A 17,618-nucleotide genomic window follows, 5' to 3' on the forward strand; every position below is an offset into this window, starting at 1 on the left:
TAGCCTGGCAGGCGATTGCCTTTTAACTTCATTCAGCTTTCAATTCAGCCTTCCCTTCTGCTTTCAATTCAGCTTTCCATTTTCTTTTTCACGGCTGCAGAGGCGTTTTCCGGAGAGTCGGTTTCCCAGAGTTTCCTGACCTTCGCACTCTTAAGGGCAGGCATGAGTGAATCGATTTTTGCCTGAACGGCTGCAAGTGTTTCCTCATCGGTGCATGGGAACTCTATGCCCATAAACTTCTGGGCTTTGAGGGTTTCAGTCTCTCTGAAGACGGCCCGGTCAACTCCTTTCCTGATTCCTGTCTTCAGGGACTCGATTGCATCCCTCCACTGGGCAGCCCAAGGTGTATCCGGGATCTCTGTGTGGTGGACATCAGATCTTTCTACTTTTATGGCTGCAAGGTGGCAGGCTTTCACGCAGGCCCCGCAGTACATGCAGAAATCTTCGGCAAAAGCAATCTTTCGCGGGTCTTCAGGGTCTGTCGGCACGTACCAGAGTTCCGAGGGGCAGACGTTGAAGCAGCCGCGGCAGCCCTGGGGATCGCACTCTTTCAGATTAAGCTCAATAAGGCTCAGTTTCCCTTCCATGGGCTTTTGCAGGTCAACAGCTTCGTAGGGGCAGACAGCCTGGCAGCGGGCACACTGCGTGCATTTCAGCTCGTCAACCTTAACTTTGCCTTCCACCTTCGGGGCTTCGCAGGGGCGCTCCCCTTTAACCTTTATTGCCTCTTCCGGGCAGATGTCCTGGCAGAGCACACAGTAGTCACATTTGTCCGTATCAACAAGGATCTGCTCAAAAGGTACAGGGTTCTCAGGAGTAGGTTCTCGCTCAAGCAGGAGAAAAGCGTCACAGAACCGGGCACAGATCCCGCAGAAGTTACATTTTTCAGTATCGATTTCGATTTCACCCTCTAATCCTTCCTTAAAGGGAGCAATCTCTTCTTTTTTCGGGAAGGTGAACTCAACCTCTATTGCATCCTGCGGACAGGCTCCCTCACAGAGGAGGCAGGGGAGACATTTCTCGTTGATATTTACATATGTATCATATTTTGGATACTGCTTTTCATCAGGGACCTCTCCCACGGCTTCGAAGGAAATGGCGTGCACAGGGCAGAGGTTTGAGCACATCCTGCAGAAGGTGCATTTATCAAGGTCCATCATCACAGGAGGGGCATCAAGCCCGGTTGCAATCTCATGCATGGGGCCCAGTTCAAGGGCTTTTGTGGGGCAGATCTCCACACAGATCCCACAGCCGTTGCAGCGCTTGTAGTCGTAATCGAGGGTCTTGAGGGACTTCTCAGTCGCCTGCGTATAGAGGAAATGGGTCCCCTGCAGGTCCATGCTGGTTGTAACCGTGATCTTTTCCTGGTTTTCACCTTCACCTTCTCCGGACACTGCTACTTCCTTTTCCTCTAATTCGAATTCCTCTGATCCGGATTCTTCAGACTCAAATTTCCCTGATTCATTTTCACCGGTGTCGGGCTTTTCGTTTTCTCCGGCTCCGCAGCAGCACCCACCGCATACGTGAGTTTCCTGTTCTGGGCACTCTTCGGGATGTTTCTCGCTCACTGTACCACCTCCTCCTGTCCGGTTCCCGTACATTCCCGCTTGAGTTCGGTCCCTATGGGCCCTATTTCTTTGAGTTCCTTTACAAACTCGGTGATAGTGTTCGAGAAACGTTCCCCTTCGGCAGCCGAGATCCAGAGGGTCCTGAGCCTTTTCGGGTCAAGCCCTATTTCCTTTATGATTTCTTTTAAGACATCCATACGTTTTTTCGCATCAAAGTTTCCGTGAATGTAGTGGCATTCATCCATCCTGCACCCCGCAACAAGCACCCCATCAGCTCCGCCTTTTAAGGCTTCAAGCACGAATTCCGGGTTTACCCTTGCAGAACACATGGTACGGATGACCCTGATGTTTGTCGGGTAATGGATCCTCGACATCCCTGTCAGGTCTGCACAGGCATAACTGCACCAGTTACAGAGGAAAGCCACAACAAAGGGGCTCTGGGACTTATGGGCGGTTGCAGCCCGGACCTGCGCAAGGATCTGCTCGTTTTCAAAGTTCCTCATCTGAATTGCCCCTACAGGGCATGCTGCACTGCAGTCCCCGCAACCGTAACAGGATACCTCGTCCACAACAGCTTTTTTGTCGACAATGCTGATCTTTCCGAACTTGCAGACTTCCACACAGGTCTTGCAACCTATGCACTTTTCCGTGTCAACATGAGCGCCCATGGGGTCGGCTTCAAGTTCGCCCGTGCCAAGGAGCTGCATAACTTTGGAAGCACAGGCACTGCCCTGGGCTATGGAGACCTGGATTTCTTTGGGACCCGAGGCGCAGCCTGCAAGGAAAACCCCGCTTACCGGTGCATCTACAGGGCGCATTTTCGGGTGGGCACTTGCAAAGAAGCGGTCAGGCCGCCTCGAAAGATTAAGCATTCTGCCAATTCCCTCTGCGGCCTTGCTGGGCTCGTAGCCCGTGGAAAGCACAACAAGGTCATGGGCTTCTTCTTCAACCCTGGACTCAAGGGTATTTTCGTAACGTACAACCGGCCTTCCGTCTTCGCCGGCATAGACCTCGGCAACCTTTCCGCGGATGAAGTCAACGCCCATTCCCTGGGTTCTGTTGTAATATTCTTCGTACATCTCCCCTGCAGCCCGGATATCTATGTAGTGGATCGTAATATCGGTATCAGGGTAACGCTCCTTGATCATCTGGGAATTCTTGAGAGCTGCCATGCAGCAGACCCTTGAACAGTGTTCGTTGCCTACGGTTTTGTCCCTTGACCCCACACACTGGATAAATGCAACACTCTTTGGGGGCTTGCCGGTAGAAGGCACAGGGACTCTTCCGCCTGTGGGTCCTGCTGAGTTCAGCATCCTTTCAAGCTGCATATTCGTTATGACATCGGGGTATTTCCCAAACCCGTACTCCTTTTTCCTGGAGGCGTCAAAGAGCTGGTAGCCTGTAGAAACGATTACGGCTCCTGCTTCGAATTCAATTTCCTCGGGCTTCTGTTCATAATCCACAGCTTCTGCAGGACATGCCTGCTGGCAGAGCCCGCAGCCCACACAGTGGTCAGGGTCAATGAGTACTACCTGCGGGACGGACTGGGGGATTGGCATATAGATAGCCCGGGTCTTTCCAATCCCGTAATTCATGGGGTTTTCGATTTCTACGGGACAAACCCCGGCACAGAGGTCAACGCAGCCCTTGCATTTGTCTTCAATCACGAATCTTGGTTTACGTTTGACTTTAACGTGGAATTTTCCGACCGAACCTGAAATATCGGTAATTTCGGAATATGTGTAAAGAGTAATATTCGGGTGGTTCTGGACTTCCGTCATTTTGGGGGCAAGCACGCAGATAGAGCAGTCATTTGTTGGGAATACTTCATTCATCAGGGCCATTTTGCCCCCGATTGTAGACTCCCTCTCTACCATGATTACGGGAAAACCGGCTCCTGCAAGGTTTAAAGCTGATTCGATTCCTGCAACCCCTCCACCTATGACAAGGACATTTCTGCTGGCTTTTGAGCTTGTTGCACTCAGTTCCCTGAGGAACCGGGCTTTTGCAACCCCCATCCGTATCAGGTCAAAAGCTTTCTGGGTTGCCATCTGCGGGTCGTCCGCATGCACCCAGGAGCACTGCTCCCTTATGTTTACCATTTCCATAAGGTAAGGGTTAAGGTCGGCTTTTTCCATGACATGCCTGAAGGTTTTTTCGTGCAGCCTGGGGGAACAGGCAGCTACCACAACCCTGTCGATCTTGTAATCTTTTATATCCTTAATGATGCCTTCCTGTCCGGAATCGGAACATAAAAACTGTACATCCCGGGAAAGCACCACATCTTCCAGTTTATTCGCCATTTCCTCAAGGGCTGAAACATCAATTACTCCCGCAATATTCAGTCCGCAATGGCAAATGTAGACTCCGATTCGCATGCTTGTTAACTCCTTATATCTATGAATATTCTTAGAGATCGAGTTCTGATATATTTTTTGATGTGTATTAGTATATAAGTTATAAGTTAAAATTTAAGAATTATAATTTCGGAAAGCTTTCCTGCATATGATTTCCGCCAGTGCAGAATAAGTAAGGTCCTGTGTAGCCCTGGTTCAGCGAATTTTTTGCACGAACCTGTAAAGGCTTTTTTAAGCTTTCCGGGCATTTGTGGACTTTGTGTTTTATAAATCTCAATATAAATTTTCCCTCAAACAGGATAAAAATGTAGTCGTTTTGTACAAAATCAAAACCTTTATTTTGTAAAAGTTTTCTGAGCCTCTGACCGGCAGCCCTATTAGAGAGAATTCAGACTCAGTAGCCTTTAGTGTAATTATTCCATTTGTTTTCCGGGTTTGCCTTCCTTCAGCCTCATTGCAGGCAAGAGCAGAAATATTTCAAGGCAACTGTAATCTCATTATATGGTAACCCCAGTCCTGCGCCCGGATAAGCAGAATAGTTTTACACTACATCATTTTTTACACTACATCATTTAATACTGTATGATGAGCTATTTAACCTGAGTACAATCTGTTTAATCCGTTATTTTGAAGGCATATTTACCACGCTATTAATATAAGACGTATTATATTTATATTCAGATATAATGGTTGTATATATATTAACTTTCGGATTCCTGTTAAAGCCCGTGTTTAAGTTCCCGGGAAAGAATCCGGTTAATTTAATCGGATAACCTCAGACTGGCTTATCGAAGATTATGATGCTCACCAATTGATTTTATAGTTTGAGAACTTAATTCGTAATCTATCAGTCAGTGCCGAATTGTTACTTAATAATTTATTATGTATGCGGGAATTTCCTGTGAGCAGGTGTTTAAAATAATTCTTAAGAAACCTGGATGTGAGACATATCTACGGCAATTGTGCAAGAACAGGAATGCACCTGACTCTCTAATAATATTTCCGTGTATGACCTTCTCACAAATAACCAGTATCACTCTTACAAAAACAGGAGGGAACTCTACATGAGTGAACATGATGAAGTAAAAGATAAGATGTATGAATGGACAGAAAAATACGCAAGCAAAGCAGGCTACAGGCTTAACCCGGATAAAGAAGCTCTTGATTACGTTCTTGACGGGCTTGCTTCAAGGGTTGAAAAGTTCGGGAGGCGCTATTGTCCTTGCAGGATAGTAACCGGGGACGAGAACGAGGATAAAAAGATAGTTTGTCCCTGTATCTATCATAAAGATGAAATTGAAAGAGACGGGAACTGCCACTGTGAACTTTTCTTTAAGCCTTCCTGATCTGACTTTGTTCTGCCAGACCTGCTCCTAAAACGAGCTTTAAATACTATTAGCGAAGGCGGGAGGGGACAATTTATATAAATACTTTTTGTCCTCTTCCAGCCTCACTCCAATCTTTTCACTTAAGTTGAAATGCCTGTCTTTCAGCCTGCAGAAGGCAAGAACCTTATTTGAGAGCCTGGAGTCTCTGAAGGCTGTTAACACTGCAAATTAAAATTAACATTGAGAATTAAAAAGCAATAGTTTAAGGTTGATTACATTCATCTCTTTAACTGAATCTATTGACATTGTACTTCAATGCTCTTAGACACTCAAGATTCTTGAACAGCGTTTCTTTCAAACCGGATATTCTTCAATAAGAAATTTCCGGTTCACACTATTGGCCTGTACATAACACTATTGACCTGGTGTGGTATTGACCTGCTATCTCTTTAATAAATTAACAATAGGATAAATTTGACTCAAGGGTGACCTGGAATGACAAATGCAATGGAACTCTATCAGATGCTTCCAAAGACTAACTGCAAAAAATGTGGAAAAACCTCCTGTATGGCGTTTGCAGTTGCCCTTATGGCCCGCGAGCTGACCCCTGAAGACTGCCCGCCCCTGAAAGAGGAAACCAAATACAAAGAAAGCTACGAAAAGATCAGCGGCCTCTTCAAGCCGTCGGAAGGAGCAACCGAAACAGGACTTATAGTGCATGAAGACCTCTGTTTTGGTTGCGGAAACTGTGTGGTTGCCTGCCCTGTCAATGTTGCAAATGACCCTTACGGCGTCGGTTCGGGCAATGCTCCAAAGAGCGCCAGTAAACTGATCCTGACCATCGAAGACGGAATTGTCAAAGCCCAGAATGTGGGGGAGTGCCGCAGATTCGGAAAGAACAAGATCCTCTGTAACGGCTGTATAGTAACCTGCCCTGTAGAGGCTATCGAGTTTGTGTGAGGTGAGAGGATGGAGAAAAATTATTACGTATGCACAGGCTGCGGAATGCTCTGCGACGATATCGAGGTCGAGTCTGAAAAGAACATAGTAAACAAGGTCTATACCGCCTGCAGGGTAGGCGTAGCCCACATGAAAGAAGGCCGGGAAAGTGCAGTTTTTCGGGTCGACGATAAGCCTGTAGATGAAGCAACGGCAATCAGTGAGGCTGCAGCTATCCTGAAGAATGCAAAAAACCCCCTGATTTTCGGGCTTGGGACTTCTACCAATGAGACCCAGAAACTTGCAATCGAGCTTGCAAAAAAAACCAGTGCAACCCTTGACGATACTTCCTCATTTTGCCAGGGACGTGTGGTTGAAGCTCTCCTTCAAAACAAGTTCAAGGTATGTACTCTTGATGATGTAAGAAATAAAGCCGATGTTACTATTTTCTGGGGGGCAGACCCATCGGACTCTCACCCCCGTCACCTTTCGAAACATTCCTATTTCCCAAGGGGAACTGAAAAGCAGCGGGGCTGGGAAGAGGAAAGGACAGCAATTGCAATAGATGTCCGGAAATCCCATACCGCAAAGATCTGCGGGAACTATTTCTTCCAGATCCCTCCGGGAGGAGATGCCGAGTTCATCGACGCTCTGATTGCAGGGCTTTCCGGAAAGCTTCCGAAAACATCCTACAACTTCCCCCCTAAAAGAATTCTTGAACTGGCGAATATCCTGAAAGGGGCAAAATTCGGCGTGGTCTTTGTAGGGCTTGGCCTGGTCTACTCCCTGGAAAACCTTGAACCCCTTATCCGGCTCATGGATGCCCTGAACGAAAAAGCAAATTTCCACCTGATACCTATGGTGGGGCACTACAACATGCGGGGCTTTAATGAAAACCTCTTTGAAGAAACAGGGCATGTAAACAGTGTAAAGTTTGAAGACGGTACTGTGAAGCACGGGCCCGAATATTCAATCGTTGAATCTCTGAAAACTAAAACTGTGGATGCCGCCCTTATCATCGGTTCGGATCCGCTTTCAAGCCTGCCCAGGTCCGTTGCAAAGAACCTGCTTGAAATTCCCGTCATCTCATTGGACCCCTGCGAAACCCTTACCTCCAGAAGTGCAAAGGTCTATATCAACACTGCAATCAGCGGGGTGGAGTCAGGAGGGAGTGCCACGCGTATGGACGGGGTTAAAGTAAACTTCAAACCTGTTGTGGAGACAACCCGTCTTTCGGATGAAGCAGTTCTCAAGAAGATAATGGAGGCCCTCTGATGGATTTCGGATCTTTTCTTAAAGCCCCTGAAATAAAGGTCAAGGTTATAACGTACAGGGACATCTTCCAGGACAAGGCGATGATCGAAAACCGTTTTGGAGACGATTACAGAGACCGCTCTGCCGTCATAAAACTGGACCCTGCCGACCTCAAGCAGTTGAGCGTGAAAAAAGGCGACACTGTAGTCCTGAAAAACTCTTTCGGAACGATTGTGGTAAGAGCTGAAGAATCCGGATACGAGCCCTCTCACAGGGGCATTGCGTATATGCCCAACAGCCCCTGGTCCAATATGCTGGTCTCGGATGAAACAGGCGGTACGGGGATCCCAAAATTTAAAGACATCTCTGCAACCGTTACCAGTGCAAAAGGAGAAAAAGTAACCGAAATAGGTTTTTAAAATTCCTTTTTTATAAGGTTCCCCAGGGACCTTAAAAACGGAAATTTTCTTTTTACCCTGCCCTTTTAGTGCTTTCTATGATCACCATGTCAACTACCCGCTAAATCTAAAGATTTAACGGGTTTCCTGCTGAGGTTTTATGAGGTGAAAACACGGCTACTGTGATCCTGAAATTTACCCCTCATTTAAAAAACGGAATTATTTCATACCATTTTCAAGGTTTTGAAAATGTAACCCCTAAATGGGAGCTTCCATGTGAGTACCTCTCAGGCCTGCATTTCACTTCCTGGGACGGAGTCTTACTGTATTCGGATGGGAGTTTTATAAAAATCCTATCTTCCGGAAGTATGATTTCCGAAAATGAGTATAAGGAACTGATGAATATTGTTGAGCTTGGGAAAAAAAGGTTGAGAGAAATTCAGAGCAAAAGGGGTATCTGACAGCTTTTTTCCGGTTTTTAGAACCTTTCTGTTTCAACCCTTCTGTTTCAACCCTTCAGTTTCAACCCTTCTGTTTCCTGCTGACCCCCCTCTGGAGAGTTTTCAGGCGTTCCCAAGAGTTTTTCAAGTTCAGGTTTCTCTATTTTTTTGATCCGGTTGAAAGAATGGCAAAGTCCTTGATCTCACCGTAATATTACTGTACCAATATTTCTCGAATATATCCTGTATATTGTGCCTCGTATGAGATGCAGCCTTCTTGAAGACAAAACTCCTTGAAGACAAAACTCCTTGAAGACAAAACTCCTTGAAAGCAAAATATACTCTTTTATTTCGATTCAAATCAATAGAATAATTCAGCTAAACAGAATTGAATTTATATCAATGTTTCTTTATAAAAATTCTTAAAAAAAAAGTTATTTATTGCTACATGAATACATTGAATAGGGTTTTAGATCGTATCATTATATTTTTTAGAGGGGGTATCGAGTATGAGAGCAGGTCATAAGGCCTACGTGACAACGTTATGTTTTCTATTTTTTTTTCAGTTCATACTTTCGGGGCTTGCATCGGCAAGCCAGGTCCAGGTGGAAGGGGAACTGCCGGCAGAAGTTGAGGAAAAACAGGTAATCAGCGGCGTCCTGACAATTAGCAGCATTCCAGCTGCTGCGGATTATATCTATTTTGATACGGACCTGATGAAATATGACGACCAGCCGATATACAATTTTACGGACCTGGACCTTCAAAGCAATGAAAGCCACTTTGTGCTTCCCGTTGAAGACGGACAGAACAAAATCGTTGTCCAGCTAAAAGGCCAGGTCCCCGAAATTACTGAAGTCAAGCAGTACGAAAAGCTTACCCTTGTAAAATACAACCCGAAGCGTACAGGATATGCCCACTACAGGATCCGGTTGACCGATGAAGAAGGCAACTCCATAAAAGAAAGTGATACTCGCACGTTTGCGATTTCGGTTCCCGAAATTGAAGCGTTCAGACAGAAATTGACGCTCATCGACGACTCTTTTTTTGCTGTGTACCTGCAGGACATGTTCGACAGGGGACTTGTCACCGAGGCAAACAAAATTGCGGACTATTTAATCAAGAAAAAAGAAAATTCTTTTAACTGGGGCTATGTGATCGCCGGGCTTGGCATTGCGGCTGTGAGCTTTATACTGGGGGTAAGAACTGGCAATTCCGGAGAGGAGGAAGAGGAATGAACGCAAGGGAAAGTACTTATTCTGCACTGCAGCTCCCTACGGACCTGACCATTGTGGGGATTGGGGGCTGTGGAAAACGCCTGTGCAGGGAAATCTGCAACCACGAATGGATCCTTGGCAATTACCTTGCCTCAGGCAGGCGGCTCCGGATCTACACCATGGATACGGACGCAAATGAAAAAGTCGAAGATGAAGTGCAAAGAAGCGAGATCAAGGCTGGGATTCATGAGATAGGAGCCAGAGGGAATATTGAATACCAATACTATTACCTTCCTGCCCTGGCAAACATAAACCAGGTCTCTGACCTGGCAAGCCGGGAGGTCGCAACAAAGATAAAGGACAGGAAATCGGATCCCGCTGTTAAGACCTGGTGGTTGAACGACGAGGGAGACTTTGGCCTGAGTTTTGAGGAACTGAGGACAATCGACCCCTTTTTGATTGATGATTTTGGTGGAGGCGTGCACCGGAGAAGGGCGATTTCAAAGGCAATTTTTTATAAAGTCCTGAGCCAGGGGCAAGCAAGCGGGTTTCCTACCTTTCCGAATACCGGGACGACGGCAATCATTGTAGGGCTTGGGGGCGGCACAGGGTCAGGGATGTTTATCGACCTTGCCCGATATATCCGGGCTCTGAGAGGAGAGGCTACCCAGATCTGGCTCTTTGCGGTAATCCCCACGACAAAAGAAGGGGAAAAGGAGCAGTTAAACGCAGCAATTGCACTTACAGAACTCGAATACCTGAATTTGAACGAGAGGCTTTTCAACTATGTAATCCTGACCTCCCTTGGGCCTACAGGCTATAAAAAAGGAGAAGAGGCGCGGCTGGAAGTGCATGAATTCGACGCCATGTTTCCCCACATCCTGACAAATTTATTCCATATAGAAAAAGGGGATATTAACCTCAGCGACTCAAAAAGCCTTTATTCCTCGTTTATTTTTGCAGATGCCCATATAATTGAGTACCCGGTAGAAGAGCTCAAAATCCTGAAAAAACAATATGAAGAAATCATCCTGGAACTCGAAAATATCACTACTGCCAGAAAAGAAATAAACCGGGCTGTAAAAGCCCTGCTGGACAATTTCGATCAGTTCAAAGAAATGCCTCCCACAAAGATGGATTCCGACTTTATTAGAAAGGAATATGGAAACGTCGAAAAAATCTGCAAAAACGAAATTGGAAAACTCCTCAATTACCAGAGCCCTGAAGCTGTCGAATTTTATATACAGAACAACATCTCATCGGATAGCGGGATCGAAAAAATCACCAGCTATGACAATCTTCTGGAATTCATCTCAAAGGTAAAAGCTTTTACCAGCAGCGTAAAGGAAGACGAATTAAAAGATGAAAACGACAAAAAGCTATTTAGGCTAATTCCTGAGGCTCTTTCAGGCATCGAAGACACAGCAAAGCTTTTCAAACGGGTTGCAGGCATCGAAGAGGAAGCTGCAAGAGGTGTGCTCATCAATGTCCTCAAAGGCAAACAGGAGCTTGTATCCGTTGTCGACCGCTTAAATGCAAAAGCCAGAAGCCTCAAAGAAGAGAGCCTGGAAGCAAAAGCCGGAATTGAAAGTAAACAGGCTGAGCAGGTTTCCCTCAAACAACTGCAGTCCAGGGTTGAAAAGGCTATTGACAAGACGTTAAACGATAATGATAGAGACCTTGAACAGTACTTTGTCCAGAAAAAGAAATTAAAAAGTATTCAGGAACATGAGCAGAGCCTGAAAACAAAAATTGACTTATTTGTCAGCAATTTTAAAGCAGGAAATATTAAAAGCGGAGACAAAGATAGCTGGCTGCGTCTGTCAGGGGTCCCTGAACTCCAGAGAGAAATCGATACCTTCTCTCATGAACTCGAACTGGACCTCTCAGCCCTTTCCAGGCTCGTAGAATCAATTGCCCTCTACTATTACTATGAATACAGGATCGACAGAACTAAAAAAGGCGGATTTAAAGAGAAAATGATAGGAGCCATAAAGGGCAATCAAAAAAAGGCTCTCAGAAAGTTTGAAGCGCAGAAGCGGAGCATGGAAGATTATATCAAAACATCCGGAAAGGAGTACGTCCGGATAAATGCTCCCTTCGAGCTTTTTGTCCACGAAAATTTCCTGAGTGAAAACCACAATAAAAAATCCGAAGAACTAAAAAACACGATCCTGCATTCCTTTTTCCCCGACCTTGACGAAAAAGACGTCGATATTGATGAAATCGAGCAGGTGTTTAAGTCCGGAGACAGGCCAAAACTAAGAAGCCTGTTAAGGGAGATTTTGACCCGGAAATACCTGCAAAAAGAAGACTATTTCGGGAAGCTGAAGGGAGTTGAAGCAGATTTCCAGACGCTGGAAGAGAGCCTGGGGGAGAAAAATACCCTTTCCGCTATGCTTGAGAAGCTCGAGGACCTGACCGAAGAAACAATTGTTTACAGGAGAGACCTGAACCGTTACTATGAGAAATTTTATGAAGATTTCACAAAGATCAGTAACATTAAAAATTCGGGCAGCAAGACCTTCAGCAGCCTTTACATGACAAAATTCGGGGACGTAAACCCCAAAATCCTCTCCCTGATTGACGCAAGTTCCGATATGAAGGACCTTGACTGGGACGAGGGCGGGAAACGCGAACTTGACAAACTCATTAACGAAATACTGGTTACTTACAAAAATCTGATAGAAAACTATAAACTCGGGATCCACAACTTGATGATCCCGATAAACACCACCGAGCGCTGGAATTTAGGAAAAGCCGCCCTGGTTGTTTCTTCCAGGTCCTCATACATCTCAAGCCGGATTGCAAGCGAACCCATAGCTGATACAATCAAAGAAGAAATAAACGGAATCCTTGCCCTGAGCAACAGCAATGACGCCAGGCTTGTCACCCACAATCACACAAGGCCGTGGGATATTTCCCTGACCTTCTTTTCAGCTACAGGCTTCCTGGACAATATCTCCCCCCTGACCGCAGGGGGAGGTTTCTGGGAGATATATGAAAACAAGAAAGATAACGTGCTGCACCACGTGCTGAAACTCCAGGAAGGAAAATACGTGACCCGAAAAGCTCTTTTTGACCTGAAGGAAGCAGGAGAACTGGCAAACCTGGAAAAGAAAGGGATAAACGTAGGGGCAAGAATCAACGAACTGTATGAGGAAAAAAGCATAAGAAAAGCCTTGAAAAATGAGGGGAGAGGCTTCGAAAAATGAGGATCCACAGCAACAGGAAACTGTTCTTTGAACTGCTGGCAATAGCTTTTGTCCTGCTTTTATCCTTCCTTTTTTTAAAGTTTTCAAGGATGATCGAGTTTCCGGTAACTTCCTGGATAGGTGCGTTTTTGCTGAGTTTTTTGCCGGCATTTTTTATTACAAGCGCTTTAGGGCTGGCTTTACATGAACAGTCAAGGAAAGGAAGTTTTTTTTTATTTGCGACATTTTTGCCTTTCCTTTATACTCTTTCTTTTTATCCGGGAGTTTTAAAGACAAACGGTTTGCTTTTTGGTCTCCTGGCGGGAGGCCTGCTGGACTTTCGGGCTCTTTACAATAACAGGTTCAATACACTTACAGGATATACAAGGGCAGGGTCCAGGCTCTTCTTTTTTGCCCTGGCGATATACCTCTTCGTCCAGCTGCTGGGACTCATGTCCCCCCTCTCTATTGAAAGGGTTCAACAGTTATTCGAAAGCGGCGCAGAAGAGCCAAAAAATCTGGGTTTTGCCCTTCTGGTAGTGCTTGCCCTGTTGATGTCAACAAAACTTATAAGCGACATCCGAATTTCAGAGGTCTTTGTATACGGGCCTTCGAGGTCAGGTAAAACCCTTCTTCTGCTTGCCCTGTACAACCACTTTGTTAATTTTTACGACGGCACTCACCGGGAAATTATTATTTCATATGACATGCAGGGAAATCTCTCTAAAGTGAACGAAAACAGGCTAAGAATCGAATCAATGCTGGCAGAACTGGAAGCAGGAAACATGCCAAAGAGCACCGGCCGTGCTGATATGGCAATGTATGAGTTATCCGGGAAAAAAGGAGCGATTCCGATAGAATTCTCCTTTGTTGATTACAGTGGGGAATATACAGAAGATCTCGAACCCGAAAAATACGCCTCAGCTGTCCAAAACCTGACGGAAAAGCTTGAACGTTTTAACGCGAATACCATTTACAGGCAAATAGGGACAATCAGCTTTCTGGAACTGCTGAAGAAAGACTATGCAAAGGAACTCAGGGGAGAATTCCACAATTTAATTCTTGCCTCCATCTACAAAAAAATGGAAACTGCCGGAGAAATCATATTTCTGGTGGATGGGGATTACCTCCTTAATTACCAGCAGGAAGGGAGAAAAGAATTGACCCGGCTGTTCGGGCTTTATTCGCGGCTTATTGATATCCTGGGAAGTGAGAAGTCATACGCCCTTGTGGTAACAAAAATTGATAAATTCAAGGACCTGTCCGAAATTTCAGAAGATTCGGAAGCAGCTCAGGAAATAGAACAGGAAGTCTATGACCTCATGAGCAAAATGGATACCTTCAGAGAGATCCGGCACAGAGCCCAGAAGGTCCCCGTCTATTTATATACTGTTAGTGTGGATGCAACGCTGCCCCCCCAGCTTTCAAAAGAAGGAATGACGGTTGAAGGACATCAGAGGGTTACCCAGATTTATCCCTGGAGGGTCAGAGAAATTGCACAGTTCGGCTCCTGATTTCGGGGTATACAATTCAACCGGGAAGCTGCTTGCAGGAAATAAGAACTTTGAAGAATACGCCGAACTTGCCAAACAGCTGGACATTAAAAGAAGCGCCCTGTACGTTGAAACCCGAAAAGGCGAAATTTTTCTCGGCTGCAGTCTCCTTGTAAAAATAACGAGGGGGAGAGAAGAAAGGGTTGTCTTCATTGCAAGTTATGCCCCGGAGGAGATAACTTATGATACCACTTCTATTTTCTCTTCCTCTGCTGCTTCAACTTCGATTTCCACTTCCTCGTCCTCTACTGCTTCAACTTCTATTTCCACTCCCGCTTCCTCTTCGATTCCCACTTCAGATATGGGCTTGATCAAAAGATTCTACAGAGAGGCAAAATCCCATGTAGAAAACCTGGAAACAATAAGATATCAGGTGCTTGGCCTCTGGGAAGCAGGAGACCTTGAGGGGATCCATACAACCGGCGTCCCCACAAAAAGCATTGCATATCCGGCAGGAAAACTTCTCTCGGGACAGAGGGTTTCAGTCAGGACATCCGACCTTTCAAACGGGATTCCCTTTATTGGAAGCTTAATTTCAAAATTCAGCCCCTTAAATTTCCTGGACTTCAGCTTTGCTCTCTCCCTCTCTCCGTCTCCGGTGGATAGCTCAGTAAGTCCTGGAGAACCTGACCCCGATTTCTATCTCGAATCAGGAGAAGTCCGGCCTTACCCCGGCCAGCCTTCATACTCAGGACGCTATTATGAACTGTTATACGAAAGCTTCTCCCGGCTCGTGGAAAACCCGGACTTTCAGAAACATTTCCAAACTAATTCCGGGGGCCGGGAAGAGTTTTTCGAACGAGTCCTGGAATCCCTGCTTGAAAATAATGCTTCGGAAGCAATCGACACCTTTGCGTCTTCCGGAGCAATGGACAGCTTTTTTGGACTGTACCGCAAAAACCCGAAAGCCCTGAAGATAATTGTAGAAGCACTGCTCACTACACACCGGGCCGACCATCTCGTTATAATCCATGATGAAGAGCTTGCAGCGGACTTAATCACAGCGCTTGGGGAAGTGCAGCCTGCAAATAACAAAAGGCTTGAGGCTTTCCTTATGGAACTGTATCGGAGACTTGACGATCAGGAACAGAAAATAAGGATACACCGGCACTTCCTGGAAAAGAATATTTTTTATGAAAATTTCATTGCCGAACTTATGCAGCTGCTGGAAAATGCATCTCATGTGTCGCAGGGAAGCCCGGATGATTCGGCTTTACTTCGGCTGTGTGCAAGCGCCTCCTTTTATGGAAATCGGCGCGAGAAAGAAGCTTTTGAAACCGGGGTAAAAAAAGGGCTGGCACATCTGAGCCCTTCTAATGAAATTGATTTCTTAAAGTACGTAATTAATGCCCTGGAGATGCCGGGGGAAGGGGGAAAGGTTCTGCTTGAAGCCCTGATCCCGGAAAGAGCCACAGGCATGAACGGCCTGAAAGGTGATGCATATTACCCTACAGGCAATGACTTTATTCTGAAATTGAGGGAAAATGAAGTCCAAAAACTGGATAAGTGGCTGGGCCGGCATTATTTGAAAGAACGAAAAATGAAAAAATCCCAACAAGTGAAAAAAACAATTAAGTATGCCTGCAGTTTTTTACTCATTGTGATAGTCGGGCTCCTGATTCTATTAAAAACGTTTCCGGAGCCGAAAATCCCTTCGGTTACATTCTCTGAAAATAACAGTACAGGTATACTGCCTTTCACGATTCAGTTTGAAAATACGAATTTTAATAAGAACAAAAACGGTGTAAACGAAAGCATTTGGGAGGACCACAGTATTCTTGGCGATATTGTGAATGAGACCGGGGGTAATGCAACAGACGTTAACTCGACAGAAGTTAATTCAGCAGAAGTTAACTCAACAGAAGTAAATTTGACAAAAGTTAACTCGACAGAAGTTAACGAGACGACGTAAAAGAGAACAGGGCTTGTGAACCCTCCCCGGAAAATTATTACCTTTAACCCCGTAATACCCGGTATCTGACCATGTGAGGACCATAATTAAAAATGTTCTCCCTGAATAAAATAAGTTAAACTTGACTTAATTATATCCAACGCTACCTTAAGTAGAATTCAAAACCCAATCCGCTTGATTCTTTTTTAGTTTATTTATATATAAAACATGTGTTGAATTTATATTCTACAGGCTTTTCTTCAACTTTAGAAGGCTATTTTTTAGAGACAAATAAAAAATAATAATTATTATATCCCTCTTTCGATTTTTCCTGAAACTGAGATTTGTTATTGAGATATGGGTTGTATCTTGTTTCCGAAAAAGACAAATAAGGAGACATAGGAGTTTTAAACCTCAATGTGGATGAGAAAGAGGTTTTCCCCCCCAGGAAAAATCAGGTAAAAAACTGAATACTCAGATGATGGATTAAAGGACTCTTATTATTATAAGATTTAAAATAATTTTTATAAAAATGCTGTTATTCATTATAATATAATATTAATAAGAAAATACAAATACTCTTTGTATGATATATAAGATTGGAAGTTATACCTATTCACACGAAATAAAACTTCAGCCAGACAAAAACGGGGTTCAGATCTAATAGACTAGAGTATAATAGAAGTAGGGTCTGCTGAAGGGAAAAATAGGGGGGAATTCGGATTAGATCGGAATTAACCAGTTTAGCCTATGCTTTAATTATTTTGTTTTTATTAAGTGCAGCTACCTGTACCGGTTCGGCACAGGATGAAGAAAATCCAGCTATGGAACTCTATAACGACACGGTTGTCCTCAAAGAAGGCAACTTTACCTTTGTGCCGAGCAATAACGCCTCTGCAAGCTATGAGATCTCCAACTTCACAGACATGGGAGCACTCTACGCAACGGGGCTTGATTTTAAGGTAACGGACCTTGGGAAAATGGCCGGAGAAATGAACGGGAACATGCCCGAGAAGACCTTCGTACTTGAAAGCATAGAAGGATACCAGAACAACAATGAAACCCGGGAGAAATGGTTCATCTTAATAAATGGCGTCCAGGCTACTGCGGACATAAGCATGAACCCGGTGAGTGCAGGCGACACTGTCAGCTTCCTGTACGCCCTTGAAGAAGGAGGAGAACCGGTCCTTGGAGAAGCAAAATATCTGGTAAAGATTGGAATTTCAACAGAAGCCCAGATTCCAGACATAATTGAAACCGCAACTCAGGCTGGAAACTTCACGACTCTTCTTGCAGCAATTGGGGCTGCAAACCTTACTGACACTCTGAAAGGAGAAGGACCATACACCGTCTTTGCTCCGAATGATGAGGCTTTTAACGCGCTTCCCAACGGAACAGTCGAAGCTCTCCTTAACGACACAAACGCATTGACAAACGTCCTCCTCTACCACGTTGCAGGTGAGAGGCTGATGGCAGCAG

11 protein-coding genes are annotated in these 17,618 nt (G+C 45.1%); 9 read left to right on the forward strand and 2 right to left on the reverse strand.

What is annotated here, in order from left to right; translation table 11 throughout:
* Nucleotides 1–68 precede the first annotated feature (68 nt).
* Nucleotides 69–1,568 (reverse strand): 4Fe-4S binding protein, encoded by a 1,500-nt coding sequence (locus tag EO93_RS10860; RefSeq protein ID WP_048162542.1) that lies wholly within the window; start codon nucleotides 1,566–1,568, stop codon nucleotides 69–71.
* Entirely contained in the window at nucleotides 1,565–3,946 is a 2,382-nt protein-coding gene (gene hdrA2 / locus EO93_RS10865) for a CoB-CoM heterodisulfide reductase HdrA2 (RefSeq protein ID WP_048162543.1), read from the reverse strand. Before hdrA2 ends, EO93_RS10860 begins: the two co-directional genes overlap by 4 nt.
* 1,043 nt (nucleotides 3,947–4,989) lie before the next feature.
* Here hdrA2 and EO93_RS10870 point away from each other — a divergent pair.
* From EO93_RS10870 to EO93_RS16570, 9 genes are all read left to right on the forward strand, one after another.
* The gene (locus tag EO93_RS10870) at nucleotides 4,990–5,271 is read left to right on the forward strand and encodes a ferredoxin-thioredoxin reductase catalytic domain-containing protein (RefSeq protein WP_048131874.1); all 282 of its coding nucleotides are present in this window, start codon (nucleotides 4,990–4,992) and stop codon (nucleotides 5,269–5,271) included.
* A gap of 477 nt (nucleotides 5,272–5,748) precedes the next feature.
* Nucleotides 5,749–6,213: a (Fe-S)-binding protein gene (locus tag EO93_RS10875; RefSeq protein ID WP_048131855.1), complete on the forward strand. Its 465-nt coding sequence runs from the start codon at nucleotides 5,749–5,751 to the stop codon at nucleotides 6,211–6,213.
* A 9-nt stretch (nucleotides 6,214–6,222) separates the two neighbouring features.
* On the forward strand, nucleotides 6,223–7,467 hold the full coding sequence (locus EO93_RS10880; RefSeq protein ID WP_048162544.1) for a formylmethanofuran dehydrogenase subunit B: 1,245 nt from the start codon (nucleotides 6,223–6,225) through the stop codon (nucleotides 7,465–7,467).
* Entirely contained in the window at nucleotides 7,467–7,865 is a 399-nt protein-coding gene (locus tag EO93_RS10885; protein ID WP_048139638.1) for a molybdopterin dinucleotide binding domain-containing protein, read from the forward strand. Before EO93_RS10880 ends, EO93_RS10885 begins: the two co-directional genes overlap by 1 nt.
* Nucleotides 7,866–8,793: 928 nt before the next feature.
* On the forward strand, nucleotides 8,794–9,522 hold the full coding sequence (locus EO93_RS10895) for a hypothetical protein (protein WP_048131847.1): 729 nt from the start codon (nucleotides 8,794–8,796) through the stop codon (nucleotides 9,520–9,522).
* Nucleotides 9,519–12,716 carry a tubulin-like doman-containing protein gene (locus EO93_RS10900; protein ID WP_048162546.1) on the forward strand — a complete coding sequence of 1,066 codons (3,198 nt, stop codon included), beginning with the start codon at nucleotides 9,519–9,521 and terminating at the stop codon, nucleotides 12,714–12,716. The genes EO93_RS10895 and EO93_RS10900 overlap by 4 nt, the downstream gene beginning before the upstream one ends.
* Nucleotides 12,713–14,209 carry a hypothetical protein gene (locus EO93_RS10905; protein WP_048162547.1) on the forward strand — a complete coding sequence of 499 codons (1,497 nt, stop codon included), beginning with the start codon at nucleotides 12,713–12,715 and terminating at the stop codon, nucleotides 14,207–14,209. The genes EO93_RS10900 and EO93_RS10905 overlap by 4 nt, the downstream gene beginning before the upstream one ends.
* A complete protein-coding gene (locus tag EO93_RS10910) occupies nucleotides 14,190–16,160 on the forward strand; it encodes a hypothetical protein (protein ID WP_048162548.1) in 1,971 nt (656 codons plus the stop codon). The genes EO93_RS10905 and EO93_RS10910 overlap by 20 nt, the downstream gene beginning before the upstream one ends.
* 743 nt (nucleotides 16,161–16,903) lie before the next feature.
* Nucleotides 16,904–17,618 (forward strand): fasciclin domain-containing protein (locus EO93_RS16570; protein ID WP_235284220.1); only part of this gene is annotated, 715 nt, incomplete at its 3' end.

This window comes from Methanosarcina sp. 1.H.A.2.2 (assembly GCF_000979975.1).
Lineage (GTDB): Archaea > Halobacteriota > Methanosarcinia > Methanosarcinales > Methanosarcinaceae > Methanosarcina.

Excerpts from the sequence above, each read along its gene's own strand:
- hdrA2 (WP_048162543.1), bottom strand. The coding sequence starts at position 3,946 with ATGCGAATCGGAGTCTACATTTGCCATTGCGGACTGAATATTGCGGGA.
- EO93_RS10870 (WP_048131874.1), top strand. The coding sequence starts at position 4,990 with ATGAGTGAACATGATGAAGTAAAAGATAAGATGTATGAATGGACAGAA.
- EO93_RS10875 (WP_048131855.1), top strand. The coding sequence starts at position 5,749 with ATGACAAATGCAATGGAACTCTATCAGATGCTTCCAAAGACTAACTGC.
- EO93_RS10880 (WP_048162544.1), top strand. The coding sequence starts at position 6,223 with ATGGAGAAAAATTATTACGTATGCACAGGCTGCGGAATGCTCTGCGAC.
- EO93_RS10885 (WP_048139638.1), top strand. The coding sequence starts at position 7,467 with ATGGATTTCGGATCTTTTCTTAAAGCCCCTGAAATAAAGGTCAAGGTT.
- EO93_RS10895 (WP_048131847.1), top strand. The coding sequence starts at position 8,794 with ATGAGAGCAGGTCATAAGGCCTACGTGACAACGTTATGTTTTCTATTT.
- EO93_RS10900 (WP_048162546.1), top strand. The coding sequence starts at position 9,519 with ATGAACGCAAGGGAAAGTACTTATTCTGCACTGCAGCTCCCTACGGAC.
- EO93_RS10905 (WP_048162547.1), top strand. The coding sequence starts at position 12,713 with ATGAGGATCCACAGCAACAGGAAACTGTTCTTTGAACTGCTGGCAATA.